Source organism: Stutzerimonas urumqiensis (genome assembly GCF_003640395.1).
Lineage (GTDB): Bacteria > Pseudomonadota > Gammaproteobacteria > Pseudomonadales > Pseudomonadaceae > Stutzerimonas > Stutzerimonas urumqiensis.
On sequence record NZ_RBZQ01000004.1, the window covers coordinates 264,584 to 283,486 of the forward strand.

At 62.5% G+C, this 18,903-nt stretch carries 20 protein-coding genes; 12 read left to right on the plus strand and 8 right to left on the minus strand.

The features are described 5' to 3' along the window. Positions 1-28: 28 nt before the first annotated feature. Complete coding sequence (gene clpS, locus D7325_RS09540; RefSeq protein ID WP_120995322.1) at positions 29-391, minus strand: ATP-dependent Clp protease adapter ClpS; 363 nt, start codon at positions 389-391, stop codon at positions 29-31. 189 nt (positions 392-580) lie between these two features. Here clpS and cspD point away from each other — a divergent pair, with 189 nt between their 5' ends. Then, complete coding sequence (gene cspD / locus D7325_RS09545; protein WP_120995323.1) at positions 581-838, plus strand: cold shock domain-containing protein CspD; 258 nt, start codon at positions 581-583, stop codon at positions 836-838. A 52-nt stretch (positions 839-890) separates the two neighbouring features. On the opposite strand, the gene icd is transcribed toward cspD, so the two are convergent. Continuing rightward, positions 891-2,147 (minus strand): NADP-dependent isocitrate dehydrogenase, encoded by a 1,257-nt coding sequence (icd, locus tag D7325_RS09550; protein ID WP_120995324.1) that lies wholly within the window; start codon positions 2,145-2,147, stop codon positions 891-893. A gap of 229 nt (positions 2,148-2,376) precedes the next feature. Between icd and D7325_RS09555 the strand changes: the two genes are divergently transcribed. The 9 genes from D7325_RS09555 (at position 2,377) to D7325_RS09595 (ending at position 11,167) form a co-directional block, all read left to right on the plus strand. After that, positions 2,377-2,814, plus strand: coding sequence for an NUDIX hydrolase (locus D7325_RS09555; protein WP_120995325.1), 438 nt, complete (start codon positions 2,377-2,379; stop codon positions 2,812-2,814). A gap of 90 nt (positions 2,815-2,904) precedes the next feature. After that, positions 2,905-4,014, plus strand: coding sequence for a tRNA 2-thiouridine(34) synthase MnmA (gene mnmA / locus D7325_RS09560; RefSeq protein ID WP_120995326.1), 1,110 nt, complete (start codon positions 2,905-2,907; stop codon positions 4,012-4,014). Next, on the plus strand, positions 4,011-4,640 hold the full coding sequence (hflD, locus tag D7325_RS09565) for a high frequency lysogenization protein HflD (protein WP_120995327.1): 630 nt from the start codon (positions 4,011-4,013) through the stop codon (positions 4,638-4,640). The genes mnmA and hflD overlap by 4 nt, the downstream gene beginning before the upstream one ends. Positions 4,641-4,728: 88 nt before the next feature. Beyond that, complete coding sequence (gene purB / locus D7325_RS09570) at positions 4,729-6,099, plus strand: adenylosuccinate lyase (protein WP_120995328.1); 1,371 nt, start codon at positions 4,729-4,731, stop codon at positions 6,097-6,099. A gap of 70 nt (positions 6,100-6,169) precedes the next feature. Beyond that, entirely contained in the window at positions 6,170-7,336 is a 1,167-nt protein-coding gene (locus tag D7325_RS09575; protein WP_120995329.1) for a ribosomal protein uL16 3-hydroxylase, read from the plus strand. Continuing rightward, positions 7,329-7,754 (plus strand): GNAT family N-acetyltransferase, encoded by a 426-nt coding sequence (locus tag D7325_RS09580; protein ID WP_120995330.1) that lies wholly within the window; start codon positions 7,329-7,331, stop codon positions 7,752-7,754. Before D7325_RS09575 ends, D7325_RS09580 begins: the two co-directional genes overlap by 8 nt. 73 nt (positions 7,755-7,827) lie before the next feature. Then, complete coding sequence (locus D7325_RS09585; protein ID WP_162988029.1) at positions 7,828-8,322, plus strand: DUF7931 domain-containing protein; 495 nt, start codon at positions 7,828-7,830, stop codon at positions 8,320-8,322. Further along, positions 8,319-9,116: a secretin N-terminal domain-containing protein gene (locus D7325_RS09590; RefSeq protein ID WP_120995332.1), complete on the plus strand. Its 798-nt coding sequence runs from the start codon at positions 8,319-8,321 to the stop codon at positions 9,114-9,116. The genes D7325_RS09585 and D7325_RS09590 overlap by 4 nt, the downstream gene beginning before the upstream one ends. 455 nt (positions 9,117-9,571) lie before the next feature. After that, positions 9,572-11,167, plus strand: coding sequence for an isocitrate lyase (locus D7325_RS09595; protein WP_120995333.1), 1,596 nt, complete (start codon positions 9,572-9,574; stop codon positions 11,165-11,167). A gap of 194 nt (positions 11,168-11,361) precedes the next feature. Here the strand turns inward: D7325_RS09595 and D7325_RS09600 are convergent, their stop codons facing one another. Together D7325_RS09600 and edd are read right to left on the minus strand one after the other, a co-directional pair. Next, the gene (locus D7325_RS09600) at positions 11,362-12,327 is read right to left on the minus strand and encodes a glucokinase (RefSeq protein ID WP_120995334.1); all 966 of its coding nucleotides are present in this window, start codon (positions 12,325-12,327) and stop codon (positions 11,362-11,364) included. Continuing rightward, entirely contained in the window at positions 12,324-14,153 is a 1,830-nt protein-coding gene (edd, locus tag D7325_RS09605) for a phosphogluconate dehydratase (protein ID WP_120995335.1), read from the minus strand. The genes D7325_RS09600 and edd overlap by 4 nt, the downstream gene beginning before the upstream one ends. Before the next feature lie 121 nt (positions 14,154-14,274). Here edd and gap point away from each other — a divergent pair, with 121 nt between their 5' ends. After that, positions 14,275-15,276, plus strand: coding sequence for a type I glyceraldehyde-3-phosphate dehydrogenase (gene gap / locus D7325_RS09610; protein ID WP_120995336.1), 1,002 nt, complete (start codon positions 14,275-14,277; stop codon positions 15,274-15,276). A 35-nt stretch (positions 15,277-15,311) separates the two neighbouring features. Continuing rightward, positions 15,312-15,776 carry a methylglyoxal synthase gene (locus tag D7325_RS09615; RefSeq protein ID WP_120995337.1) on the plus strand — a complete coding sequence of 155 codons (465 nt, stop codon included), beginning with the start codon at positions 15,312-15,314 and terminating at the stop codon, positions 15,774-15,776. Between the two features lie 6 nt (positions 15,777-15,782). Here the strand turns inward: D7325_RS09615 and D7325_RS09620 are convergent, their stop codons facing one another. From D7325_RS09620 to D7325_RS09635, 4 genes are all read right to left on the minus strand, one after another. Further along, entirely contained in the window at positions 15,783-15,968 is a 186-nt protein-coding gene (locus D7325_RS09620) for a DUF1289 domain-containing protein (protein ID WP_162988030.1), read from the minus strand. Between the two features lie 5 nt (positions 15,969-15,973). Continuing rightward, entirely contained in the window at positions 15,974-16,753 is a 780-nt protein-coding gene (gene scpB / locus D7325_RS09625; RefSeq protein WP_120995339.1) for an SMC-Scp complex subunit ScpB, read from the minus strand. Further along, the gene (locus D7325_RS09630) at positions 16,753-17,583 is read right to left on the minus strand and encodes a segregation and condensation protein A (protein WP_120995340.1); all 831 of its coding nucleotides are present in this window, start codon (positions 17,581-17,583) and stop codon (positions 16,753-16,755) included. Before D7325_RS09630 ends, scpB begins: the two co-directional genes overlap by 1 nt. Before the next feature lie 102 nt (positions 17,584-17,685). Next, the gene (locus D7325_RS09635; RefSeq protein WP_245962063.1) at positions 17,686-18,861 is read right to left on the minus strand and encodes a tryptophan--tRNA ligase; all 1,176 of its coding nucleotides are present in this window, start codon (positions 18,859-18,861) and stop codon (positions 17,686-17,688) included. Positions 18,862-18,903 lie beyond the last annotated feature (42 nt).

The window sequence follows — 18,903 nt, forward strand, 5'->3', positions numbered from 1 at the left end:
GCTTTTACCTCTTACCCAGGCAGTCGGGTTAACCGTCTTTCTCGATCTCGCAAAGCAACGGGTGCTGGCACTCTCTCGCATACTGATTCACCTGCGCCGCCTTGGTCTCGGCGACATCGCGGGTGAACACCCCGCACACCGCTCGCCCCTCGGTATGAACAGTCAGCATGATTCGGGTAGCCACCTCGCGATTGTGGTTGAAGATTCCTTCCAGCACTTCGACGACGAAATCCATCGGTGTGTAGTCATCATTGAACATGACAACTTTATACATCGGTGGTGCCGTAAGAGCCGGCTTCGCTTCGCTCACTGCAAGGCCGGCATCGCCTTCCTCGCCGTCGCCTGGGAGGCTCTGATTCAAGGTTAGTCGAATATCGGGGGTTGCATGCATACGCGGAGGACTTCTATGGATGACGGCTTGACTGGCTTCCAGCCACCGGATGAGTTGCCTTGACTATCAGCCAAACGATGATACAAACAGAGAGTGTCTAGGCACATGGCGGCACGCGCCACACTTCATCTTCGGCGCGGTTAAGTGGATGTTACTCCAGTGATGGAGTTTTTGCAGAGGGATACCAGCATGCTAAGCGGTAAGGTCAAGTGGTTCAACAACGCCAAGGGCTACGGTTTCATCGTAGCGGACGGCGGTGATGAGGACCTGTTCGCCCACTATTCGGCTATCGAAATGGAGGGTTACAGGACCTTGAAGGCGGGCCAGCCCGTTTCGTTCGAAATCCTCCAGGGTCCCAAGGGCCTTCATGCCACCAAGATTCGCCCGCAGGTGACGGTCGAAGCAGGGGCCGTGGCGCACCGCGCCGAGGCAACCGCCGACGCCTGAGCAGGAATGAAAAAGGCCGATCAATCGATCGGCCTTTTCTGTTCATCGCTCCTTACATGTGAGCGATGATTGCGTCACCGAAGCCCGAGCAGGAAACGAGCTTGGCGTCATCCATCAGGCGCTCGAAGTCATACGTCACGGTCTTGGCCGTGATCGCACCGTCGACACCCTTGATGATGAGATCCGCGGCTTCTGTCCAGCCCATGTGGCGGAGCATCATCTCGGCCGAGAGGATCACCGAGCCCGGGTTCACCTTGTCCTGACCAGCATACTTGGGGGCGGTGCCGTGCGTGGCTTCGAACATGGCCACCGTGTCTGACAGGTTCGCGCCGGGGGCAATGCCGATGCCGCCCACTTCTGCCGCGAGCGCATCGGACAGGTAGTCACCGTTCAGGTTCAGCGTAGCGATCACGTCATACTCGGCCGGACGCAGCAGGATCTGCTGCAGCATGGCGTCCGCGATAACGTCCTTGACGACGATGTTCTTGCCGGTCTTCGGGTTCTTGAACTGCATCCAGGGACCGCCATCGAGCAGCTCGGCACCAAACTCGGTACGGGCCACTTCGTAGCCCCATTCCTTGAAGGCGCCTTCCGTGAACTTCATAATGTTGCCCTTGTGCACCAGGGTCATCGAGTCACGGTCGTTGTCGACAGCGTACTGCAGTGCCTTGCGCACCAGGCGCTTGGTGCCCTCTTCCGAAACGGGCTTGATGCCGATACCGCACATGTCGGTAAACCGGATTTTCTTGACGCCCATTTCTTCGGTGAGGAACTTGATGACCTTGTCCGCCTCGGCAGAGCCAGCCTTCCATTCGACGCCTGCATAAATGTCTTCCGAGTTTTCACGGAAGATCACCATGTCGACGTCGCCAGGCTTCTTCACAGGGCTGGGCACGCCATTGAACCAGCGAACGGGCCGCTGGCAGACATACAGATCGAGCTCTTGGCGCAAGGCGACATTGAGAGAGCGAATTCCGCCACCGACCGGCGTGGTCAGCGGGCCCTTGATCGAAACGACGTAGTCGCGAACGGCTTCGAGGGTTTCCTTGGGCAGCCAAGTGTCCTGGTCGTATACCTGAGTCGCCTTTTCGCCCGCGAAAACTTCCATCCATGCGATCTTGCGGTCGGCGCTGTAGGCCTTCTGCACGGCGGCATCAACCACCTTGATCATCACGGGGCTGATGTCGACACCGATGCCGTCGCCTTCGATGAAGGGAATGATCGGGTTATTCGGAACGTTCAAGGAACCGTCGGCATTCACGGTGATTTTGTCACCATTGGCAGGCACCTGGATCTTTTGGTATCCCATGCTTGACTCCGTTTTTCGAGGGTCGGACAGATCGCCGCATGATCATGCGGCGGATTGGATTCTCGCTTTCTCAGAAGCGCGACATTTTTGTAGCATTCCGCGCAAATGTCACGCACTTCGGCATGCGCGCGCCGCTCAACGAAAGGCATTGGCAACCGCCGGAGCGGCCCGCAAGCTGAATCAGTACCGATGCGGATACCCTAACCGCCACCATCCAAGGAGCCCTGGAATGCCATTCGTCCCTCACGTCACCGTGGCGACCGTCATCGAACGAATGGGTCGCTTCCTCATGGTCGAGGAGCTCGTCGAAGGAAAGGCGGTATTAAATCAGCCTGCTGGCCACTTGGAAGCAGACGAAAGTCTCAGGGACGCCGCCATACGCGAGACGCTCGAAGAGACGGGTTGGGAAATCGAACTGACCGGCGTGATCGGCATATATCTCTACACCGCCCCGAGCAACGGTACGACCTACCAGCGAATCTGCTTCGCCGGCCAGGCACGTCGGCACCGGGCCGACCACCCTCTTGATGACGGTATCATCGGCCCAAGATGGCTCACCCCGGACGAGCTGGATACATTGCGCGGACAATGGCGAAGCGAGCTGGTGATGACCTGCATCCGGGATTACCTGAACGGCCCGACCTACCCGCTCGATCTGATTCGATGAGGCTGACCAGGGCGTCAGGTCCTTTGCCCGTTTCGCGTAACACTCCGGTTAGCTGGTAATATCCGCGGCGTTTTTCTCGATAGCGAACCTATGCCAGATCAAGCCTCTCCCCGCGTCATCGTCGGCATGTCCGGCGGCGTCGATTCGTCCGTCTCGGCCTTGCTTCTTCTCGAGCAGGGATATCAGGTCGAAGGCCTGTTCATGAAGAACTGGGAGGAAGACGACGGCACCGAATACTGCACGGCCAAAGACGATCTCGCCGACGCCCAGGCGGTGTGCGAAACGCTGGGTATCAAGCTGCACACGGCCAACTTCTCTGCGGAGTACTGGGACAACGTGTTCGAGCACTTTCTGGCCGAATACCGCGCCGGACGGACCCCGAACCCGGACATCCTTTGCAACCGCGAGATCAAGTTCAAGGCGTTCCTTGACTACGCCCTGATGCTTGGCGCCGATCTCATCGCCACCGGCCATTATGTGAGGCGCCGGGACCGGCACGGACGTTGCGAATTGTTGAAGGGACTGGACCCGAACAAGGACCAGAGTTATTTCCTTCACGCCGTTGGCGGTGAGCAACTGGCGAGGACACTCTTTCCGGTCGGTGAACTGGAAAAGCCCGAGGTTCGCGCGATCGCCGAAAAGCACGGACTCGCGACCGCCCGCAAAAAGGACTCGACCGGAATCTGCTTCATCGGAGAGCGTCGCTTTACCGACTTCCTGAAGCAGTACCTCCCCGCTCAGCCTGGCGCGATCGAAACGACCGAAGGCGTCGCAGTCGGACAGCACAGCGGCTTGATGTACCACACCATCGGACAGCGGCAAGGGCTTGGCATAGGCGGCTTGCGCGAAGCGGACCCAACGCCCTGGTATGTCGTCGGCAAGGACCTCGATCGCAACGTCCTGATCGTCGCCCAGGGCAACGAACATCCCATGCTTTTTTCCGGCACGCTGACCGCTTCCGATATCTACTGGGTCAATCCGGTCGATGTTTCGACCCCGCTTCGCCTTACGGCCAAGGTTCGCTACCGCCAAAGCGACCAGGCCTGCACCCTGTCGCGATCGGCCGATGGCTACGTCGTGACGTTCGACGAGCCCCAACGAGCGGTGACCCCGGGGCAGTCCGTCGTGTTCTACGACGCAGAGGTGTGCCTCGGTGGCGGCGTGATCGAATCCGCGCTCGATGCAGGCAAGCCGACATGAGCGGCATCACCGACCAGGTAACCGCCCTCGGCGCCGTCTTCGAAGCGGCGGTGCTGGTCGACCGTATCGCGCGTACCGGCCAGGCGCCGTCGGCCTCGCTGAGCTGCCTGCTGGGCAGTTTGCTGGTGACCAATCCGGCGCGCACGATCGATGTCTACGGAGGCGACGACCTTTATCTGCAGGATGGCTACAAGGCGCTGGTCAGCGCGTTGGAACGGAACGCCGCGGAGTTGCAGCGCCAGCCGCTCCGCTATGCGCTGGCCATGCTTGGCCTCGAGCGGCAACTTGCCAAGCGCAACGACATGCTGGGTCTGATTGGCGATCGGCTGGTTCAGATCGAACAGCAATCCCAGCACTTCGGCCTCACTCATGAGAACGTCATCGCCTCGTTCGGCGGACTCTATGAGGAGACGCTCAGCACCTTCCGTCAGCGCATCCAGGTCCATGGCGACATGCGTCACCTGCAACAGCGCGACAATGCCGCCCGGATTCGGGCACTGCTGTTCGCCGGCATCCGCTCGGCACGCCTATGGCGCCAGGTTGGCGGGCACCGCTGGCAATTCCTCCTGGCGCGGCGGCGGCTGCTCGATGAACTTTACCGGCTCATGCGTGCGGACCGGGGGTGAATTGGCCGCAGGCATGAGAGGCAGTTTCGGGTATCCTATGCGCCCCCTTTTCAGCCCGCCCGTCAGCCCGCCCGCCTGAGAACGACACATGCAGCTTTCCTCGCTCACCGCAATTTCCCCTGTCGACGGCCGTTACGGCAGCAAAACCACGGCACTGCGATCGATTTTCAGCGAGTTCGGACTCATCCGTTTTCGCGTGCTCGTCGAAGTGCGCTGGCTTCAACGCCTGGCGGCACATGATGGGATACCCGAACTCAAACCCTTTTCCTCGCAGGCCAACGAGGTGCTCGAAGAACTCGCCGAGCGGTTCTCGGTTGACCATGCCGAGCGGGTAAAGCAGTTCGAGCGCACCACCAACCATGACGTCAAGGCGGTCGAGTACCTGATCAAGGAGCACGCCCAGCAGCTCCCGGAACTGGCCGCCAACAGCGAATTCGTTCACTTCGCCTGCACCAGCGAAGACATCAACAACCTGTCCCATGCGCTGATGCTCAAGGAAGGCCGTGACACGGTCATGCTGCCGTTGATGCGCCAGGTGACCGAAGCCATACGCGCGCTGGCCGTTCGCTTCGCCGACATCCCGATGCTGTCCCGGACCCACGGGCAGCCTGCATCGCCGACCACGCTGGGCAAGGAAATGGCCAACGTCGTGTACCGCCTGGAGCGTCAGCTCGCACAGATCCAGGCCGTGCCGCTGCTTGGCAAGATCAACGGTGCGGTGGGTAATTACAACGCCCACCTCAGCGCGTATCCCGACGTGGACTGGGAAGCCAACGCTCGCACGTTCATCGAAGACGACCTCGGCCTGGTCTGGAACCCCTACACCACCCAGATCGAGCCTCATGACTACATCGCCGAGCTGTTCGATGCGATTGCACGCTTCAATACCATCCTGATCGACTTCGATCGGGACGTGTGGGGCTACATTTCGCTGGGCTACTTCAAGCAGAAGACTGTCGCGGGCGAAATTGGCTCCTCGACCATGCCGCACAAGGTCAACCCTATCGATTTCGAAAATTCGGAAGGCAACCTGGGCATCGCCAACGCACTGCTGCAACACCTGGCGAGCAAGCTGCCGATCTCCCGCTGGCAGCGGGACCTGACCGATTCGACCGTGCTGCGCAACCTAGGTGTCGGCCTTGCACACAGCCTCATTGCCTATGAAGCCTCGCTCAAGGGCATCGGCAAGCTGGAACTCAATACCCAGCGTATCGCCGAAGACCTCGACAACTGCTGGGAAGTGCTCGCCGAGCCCGTACAGACGGTGATGCGCCGCTATGGCGTAGCCAACCCTTACGAGAAGCTCAAGGAGCTGACCCGCGGCAAGGGCATCAGCGCCGATGCGCTACGTCAGTTCATCGACCAGCTCGACATTCCGGCCCGGGCGAAGGAAGAGCTTCGCGCGCTGACGCCGGCTGGCTATATCGGCAATGCGGTCGAACAGGCCAAACGTATCTGACGACTCGTCGAACACCGCACGCCCGGCTGTGCCGGGCGTTTTTATTACAGCCTTCCATGCAGGTCCGGTCATGACTTCCGATCAACCCATTCAAGCACTTGGTGGCCTCAGCGCACGGGAGTTCCTCAGGGACTATTGGCAGAAGAAACCCTTGCTGGTTCGGCAGGCGTTTCCCGGCTATACCAGCCCCCTCTCCCCCGACGAGCTGGCCGGGCTATCGCTCGAGGAAGATGTCGAGTCGCGCATCGTGCTCGAGCATGGCACCACGTCCTGGGAGCTGCGTCGCGGCCCGTTCGACGAGCAGACCTACAGCGCGCTCCCCGAGCAAGACTGGACCCTGCTCGTCCAGGCCGTCGACCAGTGGGTGCCCGAAGTGGCGGACCTGACGCGCCAGTTCGACTTCCTTCCGAACTGGCGGATCGACGACGTCATGATCAGCTATGCCGCGCCGGGCGGTGGCGTCGGCCCGCATTTCGACAACTACGACGTGTTCCTGCTCCAGACGCAGGGCCGCCGCCGGTGGCGCATCGGCCAGATGTGCGCGACCGACACAGCGCTACTCGAGCACGGTGACCTCAAGATTCTCGCTGACTTCCAGCAGACGGAAGAATGGGTGCTGGAACCGGGAGACATGCTCTACCTGCCGCCTCGCTTGGCTCATTTCGGCACCGCGGTCGATGAGTGCATGACCTGCTCGATAGGCTTCCGCGCGCCGAGCGCCGCTGAGGTGCTGACCCATTTCACCGACTTTCTCGCGCAGTTCGTCTCCGACGAGGAGCGCTATGCCGATCCGGACCTGCAACCCGCCGAGGACCCCTACCAGATCCAGACCGACGCACTGGATCGCCTGAAGGCCCTGCTGGCCGAGCACATGGGTGACGAGCGCCTGTTGCTGACGTGGTTCGGACAATTCATGACCGAGCCGCGTTATCCGGAAAGAATCGTCGGCGCCGAGCTCGAAGCCGACGAATTGGCTCAGGCCATCGACGAGGGCGCGGTGCTGGTCAGACACCCCAGCGCACGGATGGCCTGGAGCGAGGTGGACATCGGCCTGCTGCTGTTCGCCAGCGGTCAGAGCACGCTGCTCCCTACGCATTTGAAGGATCTGCTGAAACTCATCTGCGCAGCCGAGAGCCTCCATGCCGGCAATCTCGCCGCCTGGTTGAAGGATCCGGACGCCGCCGAGCTGCTCCATCAGCTGGTCAAGCAAGGCAGCCTGGAGTTCGCCGATGAGTGAGATCACGGTACGCGTTGCCGACTGGACGGCTGACAACGCCGAGATCAGGCGAATCCGCGAGACGGTTTTCGTTGCCGAACAGGCGGTGCCGCCGGAACTGGAATGGGACGCCGATGATGAACGTGCCGTGCATTTCCTGGCATACGAGCGCGATTACCCGATCGGTACCGCTCGACTGCTCAGCGACGGCCATATCGGTCGTGTTTCGGTACTGCGTGACTGGCGTGGTCTGCATGTCGGCGAAGCGCTGATGCATGCCGCCATTCGCGAAGCCGAGGCCAAGGGTGTTCGGGAGCAATGGCTGACCGCCCAAGTGCATGCCAGCTCCTTTTACGAGCGACTCGGGTTTACCATCGTCAGCGATGAATTCCTCGAGGCGGGCATTCCACATGTCGAGATGGTCAGACGCAGCGCCTGAATCGGACGATTTGCCACCCATTGACTACGTACCCCTGTCGACTGGCATGGCGGTACGGCGGGTGCCGGCATCGGTGTCCAGCGCCCTGCCGGGACCGGACGCCATCTGGTTTGGCGCTGGCGATGCCCACGAATGCGCCGTGGCGCTGATCACCGGCACTCGCCGCCACCTCTCCCTGTACAGCCACGACTTCGATCCCTGGCTGTATGACACCCCTCCGTTCGAACAGGCCTGTGCACGATTTCTCGTGCGGCATCCGCGCAATCGTCTGCACATTCTTCTGCAGGATCCATCGCGCGCCATCCGAGAGGGCCATCGCCTGTTGCGGCTTGCCCGCCGGCTGACCAGCCGAATCGAGATCAGGGTGCTGCGTCCCGATGCCATCCGGGAGCGTGACGCCTTTCTCATCGGGGACGACCGCCAACTGATGGTGCGCCGTGACGCTGCACGACCGCAGGGCCTCTTCTTGCAGGCATCGCCGGCCAAGGCGCGGGCGCACCTCAAACGCTTCAACCAGGACTGGGAACAAGGGGTTCACAGCCAGGACCTTCGGAGTCTGTCGTTATGAAGTCATTGCTTCCCTGCCTCCTGCTTGCATGCCTTTCAACCACCGCCACCGCGGCCACCGAGGTGCTTCCGCTGGGGTACCGAACGGCGGACGAGATCATGCCGATCGCCGAATCGGTCATTGCCGGACACGGCACCGTCTCGGCGTATCGCAATCAGCTGGTCATCAGCGCATCGCCGGAGGTCATCGAAGAAGTGAAGCGGGTCCTCGGCGAGCTGGATACGCCGCCGAAGGAACTGCTCATCACGGTCGCCACCGGCGAGGTAGGAGCGATCACGGAGGACGGCTACCGGGTGAATGGCGAAATCGACGCCGGCGGCGTCAGTGTCGGCACAGATACTCAAGGGCGCGACGGCATTCGCATCATCCGGCGCAGCACCTCCAGCCAAGGGGATGGCGTGCAACAGGTTCGCACCACGGAGGGCTATCCGGCGCTGATCGAGGTCGGCGAGACGGTACCGATGACCACCACCGTCACCGATGGCTACGGGCAGATCTACCAACACGTCGAGCCCCGAGACGTGACGCGCGGCTTCTATGCGACCGCGACCGTGGTCGGCGAACGCGTGCAGGTAGTGCTGAGCAGCCAGCGTGAACGCATTGACTCCGTCCACCCCGACACGATCGATCGGCAGCGCGCCGACACCCGGGTCAGCGGACGATTGGGTGAGTGGATCTACATCGGCGGCGTAGGCGAGCAGCGTATTGCAACCGATCGGGGAACGCTTCGCCGTTACTCCACCCAATCCGAAGATGACTTCGGCCTGCGCTTGAAGGTAGAAGTAATCGAGTGACCGGAAGGTCATGTAGCCAAAATATGTAGTAGCTACAAAAAAACACTACAAAGCGATTGACGCTCCTTTTTCCCCGGAGCATGATGGCCTCGCTCCCGCTAACCAGAGCCCTCGAAAGAGGGTTCCGGAGCACGCTCCAGCCAACCAGCCGAGCGGCTCCGTGCCTGTACTGCCCACAAGGTGGACTGACGAGGTTGCGACTGGAACGAGTCGTCCTGAGGGACGGGGAAGCAACTCGCGCATCACGGGTATCGTCCGCTCCTTCGCCAAGGCATCCACGAGCCGAACGCGATGGTCTGGGTGTCCTGCCGATGACGTCTGCACAACCCCTCCTTCGGTTCAATCCTCGCCCCGGTCGTCGATCGACATCTACCGCGTTGCAGCATGAACAGCGCTAGCACGCAGGTTCCAGTGGGAAAGTCGGTGCTCACTAACCCAACTTTGAAGGATTGACCATGTCCGCTTACCAGAATGACATCAAGGCCGTTGCCGCTCTGAAAGAAGCCGCCGGCAACAGCTGGAGCGCTATCAACCCCGAGTACGTCGCTCGCATGCGCACCCAGAACCGCTTCAAGACCGGCCTGGACATCGCCAAGTACACTGCTGCGATCATGCGCAAGGACATGGCCGAATACGACGCCGACACCTCCCTCTACACCCAGTCGCTGGGATGCTGGCACGGCTTCATCGGCCAGCAGAAGCTCATCTCCATCAAGAAACACCTCAAGACCACCAACAAGCGCTACCTCTACCTCTCCGGCTGGATGGTCGCTGCCCTGCGCTCGGATTTCGGTCCGCTGCCCGACCAGTCCATGCACGAGAAGACGGCGGTTTCCAGCCTGATCGAGGAGCTCTACACCTTCCTTCGCCAGGCTGATGCCCGCGAGCTGGACCTGCTGTTCAGCGCGCTGGACGATGCACGCCAGGCTGGCGACAAGGCCAAGGAAGCCCAGATCCAGGACCAGATCGACAACTTCGAAACCCACGTCGTACCGATCATCGCCGACATCGATGCCGGCTTCGGCAACGCCGAGGCCACCTACCTGCTGGCCAAAAAGATGATCGAAGCCGGTGCCTGCTGCATCCAGATCGAAAACCAGGTTTCCGACGAGAAGCAGTGCGGCCACCAGGACGGCAAGGTCACCGTTCCGCACGAAGACTTCCTCGCCAAGATCAACGCCGTTCGCTACGCCTTCCTCGAGCTGGGCGTGGACGATGGCGTCATCGTCGCCCGCACCGACTCGCTCGGCGCCGGCCTGACCAAGCAGATCGCCGTGACCAAGCAGGAAGGCGACCTGGGCGACCAGTACAACGCCTTCCTCGATTGCGAAGAAATCTCCGTCAACGAGATGAAAAACGGTGACGTGGTCATCAACCGCAACGGCAAGCTGCTGCGCCCGAAGCGCCTGGCCAGCGGTCTCTTCCAGTTCCGCCAGGGCACTGGCGAAGATCGTGTCGTCCTGGACTGCATCACGTCCCTGCAAAACGGCGCCGACCTGCTGTGGATCGAGACCGAGAAGCCTCACGTCGGCCAGATCGCCAGCATGGTCAACCGCATCCGTGAAGTCATCCCGAACGCCAAGCTGGTGTACAACAACAGCCCGTCGTTCAACTGGACGCTCAACTTCCGTCAGCAGGTATTCGACGCCATGAGCGCCGAGGGCAAGGACGTCAGCGCCTACGACCGCAGCAAGCTGATGAGCGTCGAGTACGACGACACCGAGCTGGCCAAGATCGCCGACGAGAAGATCCGCACCTTCCAGAAGGACGCTTCTCGCGAAGCGGGCATCTTCCACCACCTGATCACGCTGCCGACCTACCACACCGCGGCGCTGTCGACCGACAACCTGGCCAAGGGCTACTTCGCCGAAGAAGGCATGCTGGCCTACGTGAAGGGCGTTCAGCGTCAGGAACTGCGTCAGGGCATCGCCTGCGTGAAGCACCAGAACATGGCTGGCTCCGATATAGGCGACAACCATAAGGAGTACTTCGCCGGTGAAGCAGCCCTGAAGGCAGGCGGCAAAGACAACACCATGAATCAGTTCCACTGATTCGAAAGCGAAAGAAAAGGCCCCCACAGCTTGTGTGAAAACGTAGCGAGCGAAGGTTAGGCAAGGCAAAAACAGGCGAGGAAGCGGAGTTTACGAGCTGTAAATGAGCATTCCGAGCCTGTTTTTAACGCGGCATAACCGAGCGCAGTAGTTTTCACACAATCTGCGCAGGGGCCTTTTTCGTATCCGCCATATCAGCGCCGACTGTCCATCACCTGCTGCAATGCCACACCCGCACCTTCCAGGCCCGGGTATTCGGCGGTTACCAGCCATACGGGAATGCCGTCGAAATACCGGCTCATGCTGCCCTTGTCGCGCATGCTGCGAACGAAGCCGCTGCGCAAGAAGAAATCGGCGAAACGCGGCACCACGCCGCCGACGATATACACCCCGCCCCGGGCGCCGACCGTGAGCACGTTGTCGCCCACCACGCGTCCCAGCCAGCAACAGAACTGATCGAGCACGGCCTGGGCATACGTGTCGCCAGCCAAAGCTGCGGCGGTGACATCGGCCGGCGATTGCAGCGAAGCCTCTCGTCCATCCAAGGCACAACTGGCGCGATAGAGGGCACGCAAGCCGCCGCCGCTCAGGATCGCCTCGGCGTTGACGTGACCGATGGCTCGGTGCACATGCGTCCACAGGGCCGCTTCACGTTCGGTGCCGACCGGCAGGCAGATATGCCCTCCCTCGCCCGGTATTGCGCTCCAACCGCCATTGCTCAGCGGCAACAGCGTCGCGACGCCCAGCCCCGTGCCGGGGCCGATCACCAGGCGCGGACGCCCTGGTTCGGACACGCCATCGCAGACGGCCACGGATTCGCCTGGTTGCAGACGCGTCATGCCCAGCGCCATCGCGGCGAAGTCGTTGATCAGCAACAGGTCGCGTACGCCGAGTTCTTCGCAGAAGGCCGACCGACTCAAGCGCCAGTGGTTGTTGGTAAAACGAAACTCGTCGCCGCCAACGGGGCCGGCGCAGGCCAGGCAGACGGCTTCGAGCGACTCGACCGTTCGGCCGATCTGCTCGAGATAGCTGCGAACGGCATCTTCGGGTCGTGGGAAGTCGGCCGTGGCCAGCACCCGGACGTCGGCCAGCTGGCCGTCCTGCCACAGCGCCAGGCGTGCATTGGTACCACCGATGTCTCCAACCAGCGCTGTCTTCACTTGAGAGCCTCCAGCGCTTCAGTAAAGGCACTGGCGCCCTTCTCTGCCGAACTGAAGGCGTCCCGCATGAAGGCGAACAGCTCACGACCGCAACCGATTCCGGTGTCGGCCGGCGCGGCGGCACACTCGCGCGCCGCCCACTCGGCGGCATCGACCTTGACGACCAGCTCCCCGGTGACCCCGTCGATGCGCACGATATCGCCATCGCGCACCTTCGCCAGCGGGCCACCATCGACCGCTTCGGGGCAGACATGGATGGCAGCCGGGACCTTGCCCGATGCGCCCGACATGCGCCCGTCGGTGACCAGTGCCACCCGGAACCCGCGATCCTGCAGCACGCCGAGGAACGGCGTCAGTTTGTGCAGCTCCGGCATGCCGTTGGCCTTCGGCCCCTGGAAGCGGACCACCGCGATGAAATCGCGCTCCAGCTCACCGGCCTTGAAGGCGGCGGCCAGCTCGGCCTGATCGTGAAACACCCGTGCCGGGGCTTCGACGATGCGATGCTCAGGCGCAACCGCGGAAATCTTGGTAACCCCACGGCCAAGGTTGCCCTCCAGGACCCGCAAGCCACCCTCCGGCGAAAAGGGCTCAGCGGCCGGTCGCAGGATGCCTTCATCGAGGCTTTGGGGCGTGCCGTCGCGCCAGGCCAGCTTGCCGCCTTCGAGGTAAGGCTCGCGCAGATACCGTTTGAGACCATGCCCGACGACGGTGTTGACGTCTTCGTGCAGCAGGCCGGCATCGAGCAGTGTTCGGATCATGAAGCCGACGCCGCCGGCGGCATGGAAGTGATTCACATCGGCCGCGCCGTTCGGATAGACCTTGGCGAGCGTTGGCGTGACGGCGGAAAGATCAGCCATGTCATCCCAGGTGAGCTGGATGCCGGCGGCACGGGCGAACGCGGGAATGTGCAGGGTGTGATTGGTCGATCCGCCCGTCGCATTCAGCGCGACCACCGAATTGATGATGGCCTTTTCATCGACGATCCGGCACAGCGGCAGGTACTCGCCTGCCTGTTCCGTCAGGCGCGTCACCTGGATGGCGGCCTCGCGCGTCAGTGCATCGCGCAGCGGCGTGTACGGATTGACGAACGACGAGCCCGGCAGGTGCAACCCCATGATTTCCATGACCACCTGGTTGGTGTTCGCGGTGCCATAGAAGGTGCAGGTGCCGGGGCTGTGGTAGGACTTCATTTCCGACTCGAGCAGCTCCTCACGGCTCGCCTTGCCCTCGGCGTAGCGCTGCCGGACCTCGGCCTTCTCCTTGTTGGGGATGCCCGACGGCATCGGGCCGCCCGGGACGAAGACGGTCGGCAGGTAGCCGAAGCGCAGCGCGCCGATCATCAGGCCAGGGACGATCTTGTCGCAGATGCCAAGCATCAGCGCCGCATCGAACATGTTGTGCGACAACGCGACGGCGGTGGACATGGCGATCACTTCGCGGCTGGCCAGGCTCATTTCCATGCCCGGCTCGCCCTGGGTGACCCCATCGCACATCGCCGGAACGCCACCGGCGAACTGGCCGACCGAGCCGACGTCACGCAGCGCCTGCTTGATCTGCTCGGGAAAATGCTCGTAAGGCTGGTGCGCCGAGAGCATGTCGTTGTAAGCCGACACGATGGCGACATTGACCTCGTTCATCAGCTTCAACCGCTGCTTGTCGTCCGCATGGCCGCAGCCAGCGACGCCGTGGGCGAAATTCGCGCACGGCAATCCCGACCGCAGCGGCCGGTTGCTCGCCGCCGCCGCCATCATGGCGAGGTAGCGCTCACGCGTCGGCCGGCTGCGTTCGATCAGACGTTCTGTAACTTCAAGGACTCGCGGGTGCATGTCATCGCTCCTGCACATACTCGGCGTAGCTTTATCAACAAAATTGGATAACCGGTGGCTTGATTTCTATTTTGACAGGAATAATCTTGTAATTCCCACAACATTTTTCACTGGAGCCCCCATGACCATTCGCATCGCCATCAATGGCTTCGGCCGTATCGGACGCAACGTATTGCGTGCCTTGTACAGCCAGACTTACCGCGAGCACATGCAAGTGGTCGCGATCAATGATCTCGGCAGTCCGGCGATCAATGCGCACCTGCTTCAATACGACACCGTCCATGGCCATTTCGATGGCCAGGTCGAGGCCAACGATCGACAACTGGTCGTCAATGGCGACGTGATCGCCGTCAGCGCCATCCGAAACCCGGCGGAACTGCCGTGGAAGGAACACCAGGTCGATGTCGTGTTCGAGTGCACCGGTCTGTTCACTAGCCGCGACAAGGCCGCCGCCCACCTCGAGGCCGGCGCCCGCAAGGTGATCATTTCGGCTCCTGGCAAGGGAGTCGACGCGACCATCGTTTATGGCGTCAACCACGACAGCCTGCGCGCGTCGCACCAGATCATCTCCAATGCCTCCTGTACCACCAACTGCCTGGCCCCGGTCGCGCAGGTCCTTTCGCGCGAGTTCGGTATCGAGCAAGGGCTGATGACCACCATCCACGCCTACACCAATGACCAGAACCTGTCCGACGTCTACCACAGCGACCTGTATCGGGCGCGCTCGGCGACCCAGTCGATGATTCCCACCAAGACCGGTGCGGCCGAAGCCGTCGGCCTGGTGCTGCCGGAGCTCGCCGGGAAGCTGACGGGCATGGCCGTGCGGGTACCGGTAATCAACGTTTCGCTGGTGGACCTCACCGTGCAGATCGCACGCGATGCCACGGCCGCCGACGTCAACGCCGCCATGCTGGCCGCGGCGGAGCGTTCGCCTATCCTGGCCTGCAACACCCTGCCGCTGGTTTCTTGCGATTTCAACCACAACCCCATGTCCTCGATCTTCGACACCAACCACACCAAGGTCGCCGGCCGCATGTTGAAAGTCATGGCCTGGTACGACAACGAATGGGGCTTCTCCAACCGCATGCTCGACACCTGTCGCGCCTTGTTTGCCGCCGCCTGATCCGCGCGGCAACGCCGAACCCAAGGAAGAACGCCATGTCCCGCATCGCCTATGTGGATGCCACGCTCCCTGCGCGAAAGCGCATCGCACTGGTCGCCCACGATCACTGCAAGGAGCATCTGCTGGCCTGGGCCGATCGGCAAAGGGAGCGTCTCGCCCGCCATGAGCTGATCGCGACCGGAACCACCGGAATGCTGCTCGACCACCGCCTCGGGCTTGCGGTCGAGAGTCTGATCAGCGGGCCGCTCGGTGGCGACCAGCAGATCGGTGCGCGCATCGCGGAGCGACGGATCGACCTGCTGGTGTTTTTCTGGGACCCGTTCGAATCCCAGCCGCACGACCCGGACATCAAGGCGCTGCTACGGGTCGCCGCGGTCTGGAACATCCCCGTCGCCAGTAACGAGAGCAGCGCCGATTACCTGCTATCGAGCCCGCTGCTCGATCAGGCCCACGCCTGTCGGGTGCCGGATTACGACAGCTACCTGGCCGGGCGCCGCTAGCGACGGTCAGCGTTTGAAGCGACGGCGCCCGGTGGCCTCCAGGGCCAGCAGCCGCAAGTCGCACTCGGCCAACAGGGCGCGACGCTCCGGCTTGTCGAGTTTCTTCCAGCGCTTGATCTCGTCTCGCGTGCGACCGCATCCACAGCAGACGCCTTCCTCGAATTCGCACACGCTGATGCAGGGACTCCTCATCAGGGTCAGCTCGTCGAACGATCCGCCACGGAGGCATCCTGACCTTCGTTCGCGGCGGGTTCTGCTTCGTCGCGCAGATCATCGAAATCCGTCTTGAGGCCTTCTTCCATCGTGTCGAGTTCGGCCAGAAGGCTGCGGAAACTGGTCTGCTCGCGCGGCGCCTGCGGAGCGTCCTGCTCAAGGTCCGCGCGGGCTTGCAATGCCTCGGGTACCGGGATGTCGTCGTCCTCGGACAGCACGTTGCCCGGTTCGAGTTCGCGCAGCTCGGCGAGGGGCGGCAGGTCCTCGAGGCTCTTCAGATTGAAGTGATCCAGAAAGGCCTTGGTCGTGGCGAACATGGCCGGACGACCGGGAACGTCGCGATGGCCAACCACCCGTATCCAGTCGCGGTCGAGCAAGGTCCGGACGATCTGGCTGTTGACCGCCACGCCACGGATATCCTCGATCTCGCCCCGCGTGATCGGCTGCCGGTAGGCCACCAGCGCAAGGGTCTCGAGCAATGCGCGCGAGTAGCGCTGCGGCCGCTCCTCCCAGAGACGCCCGACCCAGGGCGAGAAGCGACCACGCACCTGCAGGCGATAGCCGGACGCGACTTCCTTGAGCTCCACCGCACGCCCCTTGCACGAGCGCTCGAGTTCGGCGAGGGCCTTCTTCAGCAGCGGCACCGAAGGCCGCTCGTTCTCGTCGAACAGCTCGGCCAGGCGCTCCAGGGACAGCGGTTTGCCTGCCGCCAGCAGCAGGGCTTCGAGCAGGCAGGCCAGGTCTTTGGGTTCGGAGAGGTTCATCACTCGGCTCGTGCGCGAACGTGGATGGGGGCGAAAGGCTCGTTTTGTACCAGCTCGACCAGCGATTCCTTGACCAGTTCGAGCACCGCCATGAAGGTGACGACCACACCCAGCCGGCCTTCGATGACATCGAACAGCTCGACGAACGGGACGAACCCGCCGAGCTTCAAGCGTTCGAGCACCTGGCTCATGCGTTCGCGGGTCGACAGCGCCTCGCGGGTGATCTGATGGCTTTCGAACAAGTCGGCGCGGCGCAGCACCTCGGCCATCGACACCAGAAGCTCTTCCAGGCGGACGTCCGGCAGCAGCTTGCGAGCCCTCGCCTCGGGGGCCTCGACCCGCGGCACCAGCAGCTCTCGCCCCACCCGCGGCAGCGCGTCGAGGTCTTCGGCCACCGCCTTGTAGCGTTCATATTCCTGCAAGCGGCGAATGAGTTCGGCGCGCGGATCGTCCTCTTCGGCCTCGACGTCAGCCGAGCGCGGCAACAGCATTCGCGACTTGATCTCGGCCAGCATCGCCGCCATCACCAGGTATTCGGCCGCCAGCTCAAGCCGCACCGATTGCATCAGCTCGACGTAGCCCATGTATTGGCGAGTGATCTCGGCAACCGGAATGTCGAGAATGTCGATGTTCTGCTTGCGGATCAGGTACAGCAGCAGGTCCAGCGGTCCCTCGAAGGCTTCGAGAAAGATCTCCAGCGCATCGGGCGGGATGTAAAGGTCCAACGGCAGTTCGGTGAGCGCCTCGCCATATACCAGCGCCAGACGCAGCTGTTCGCCTGGTCCGGCGTTGTCAGCTGAATTGTCGACTGGAGTGGATGACGGTTGCATGCGGAGCTCACTGATCGAAGAGCGGCCATGTTGCCACGTCCGGGCGATGAAACCGAAGCCGTCGCGACCGACGCTCCGGCCACTGCCGTCGAACGGCCCGCGTCACCGATACTTCAACCCCATGGCCCGGCGCACCTCGCCCAGCGTCTCGCGAGCCTCGTCGCGGGCGCGCTCGGCACCTTCGGCCAGGATCGCCCAGACCAGATCGGGATTCCCGGCGTAGTCCTGCGCGCGCTCGCGGATCGGTGCCAGCTCGGCGTCTATCGCCTCGACCAGCGGAGCCTTGCATTCCAGACAGCCGATCCCGGCGCTTCGGCAGCCCTGCTCGGCCCATTGGCACACGTCGGCGGAGGAATAATCGAGGTGCATCTGCCAGACCGGGCAGCGCGTCGGCTCGCCAGGATCGATACGCCGCACCCGCGCAGGATCGGTCGGCATCTGGCGGATCTTCTCGTTCAGCTCGGTATCGGCGTCCCGAAGGAAGATCGCGTTGCCTTGTGAGCGGGACATCCGCGCACCATCCAGGCCGGCGACGCGCGGGCGCTGGGTCAGCAGCGCCTGAGGTTCGGGCAGGACGAGCTTGCCCGCGCCTTCGAGGTAACCGTAGAGACGCTCCTGATCGCCGAGGGTGATGGTCTGCTGCTCCTTGATCACGGCTCTTGCCGTGTTCAAGGCCTCGACATCGCCCTGCTCCTGATAGGCCCGCCGCAGGTTCACGTAGAGCTTGGACGTCTTGCGACCCAGGCGCCGGATGGCGGCTTCGGCCTTGAGTTCGAAGTCTTCTTCGCGCCCATACAAATGGTTGAAGCGTCGGGCCGCATCACGCGCGAATTCGATATGACTGACCTGGTCATCCCCGACCGGCACCAATCCGGCGCGGTAGAGCAGTATGTCCGCCGCCTGCAGCAACGGGTAACCCAGGAAGCCGTAGGTATTGAGCTCGCGGCCGCCCTCCAGCCGCTGGGCCTCTTTGAACGAGGGCACGCGTTCGAGCCAGGCGGTCGGGCAGATCATCGATAGCAGCAGGTGCATTTCAGCGTGCTCGGGCACCTGCGACTGGATGAACAGCGCCGACGAACTCGGGCTGACGCCCACCGCCAGCCAGTCCACCACCATGTCCATCACATGGTTCGCGATGCCGTCGGCCGATGCGTAATCGGTGCTGAGCGCATGCCAGTCGGCAATGAAGAAATAGCAGTCGTACTCATGTTGGAGGCGCGTCCAGTTGCGCAACACCCCATGCAGGTGACCAAGGTGCAATCGCCCGGTGGGGCGCATTCCGGAAACGACCCTTCGCTGCGAATCGAGCGCGCTCAAAAC

Coding starts and splice junctions, on each gene's coding strand:
- icd (WP_120995324.1), bottom strand. CDS start 2,147: ATGGGATACCAAAAGATCCAGGTGCCTGCCAATGGTGACAAAATCACC.
- D7325_RS09620 (WP_162988030.1), bottom strand. CDS start 15,968: ATGAGGAGTCCCTGCATCAGCGTGTGCGAATTCGAGGAAGGCGTCTGC.
- scpB (WP_120995339.1), bottom strand. CDS start 16,753: ATGAACCTCTCCGAACCCAAAGACCTGGCCTGCCTGCTCGAAGCCCTG.
- purB (WP_120995328.1), top strand. CDS start 4,729: ATGCAGCTTTCCTCGCTCACCGCAATTTCCCCTGTCGACGGCCGTTAC.
- edd (WP_120995335.1), bottom strand. CDS start 14,153: ATGCACCCGCGAGTCCTTGAAGTTACAGAACGTCTGATCGAACGCAGC.
- D7325_RS09595 (WP_120995333.1), top strand. CDS start 9,572: ATGTCCGCTTACCAGAATGACATCAAGGCCGTTGCCGCTCTGAAAGAA.
- hflD (WP_120995327.1), top strand. CDS start 4,011: ATGAGCGGCATCACCGACCAGGTAACCGCCCTCGGCGCCGTCTTCGAA.
- gap (WP_120995336.1), top strand. CDS start 14,275: ATGACCATTCGCATCGCCATCAATGGCTTCGGCCGTATCGGACGCAAC.
- mnmA (WP_120995326.1), top strand. CDS start 2,905: ATGCCAGATCAAGCCTCTCCCCGCGTCATCGTCGGCATGTCCGGCGGC.
- D7325_RS09635 (WP_245962063.1), bottom strand. CDS start 18,861: ATGCGCCCCACCGGGCGATTGCACCTTGGTCACCTGCATGGGGTGTTG.
- D7325_RS09590 (WP_120995332.1), top strand. CDS start 8,319: ATGAAGTCATTGCTTCCCTGCCTCCTGCTTGCATGCCTTTCAACCACC.
- D7325_RS09630 (WP_120995340.1), bottom strand. CDS start 17,583: ATGCAACCGTCATCCACTCCAGTCGACAATTCAGCTGACAACGCCGGA.
- clpS (WP_120995322.1), bottom strand. CDS start 391: ATGCATGCAACCCCCGATATTCGACTAACCTTGAATCAGAGCCTCCCA.
- D7325_RS09555 (WP_120995325.1), top strand. CDS start 2,377: ATGCCATTCGTCCCTCACGTCACCGTGGCGACCGTCATCGAACGAATG.
- D7325_RS09580 (WP_120995330.1), top strand. CDS start 7,329: ATGAGTGAGATCACGGTACGCGTTGCCGACTGGACGGCTGACAACGCC.
- D7325_RS09575 (WP_120995329.1), top strand. CDS start 6,170: ATGACTTCCGATCAACCCATTCAAGCACTTGGTGGCCTCAGCGCACGG.
- cspD (WP_120995323.1), top strand. CDS start 581: ATGCTAAGCGGTAAGGTCAAGTGGTTCAACAACGCCAAGGGCTACGGT.
- D7325_RS09615 (WP_120995337.1), top strand. CDS start 15,312: ATGTCCCGCATCGCCTATGTGGATGCCACGCTCCCTGCGCGAAAGCGC.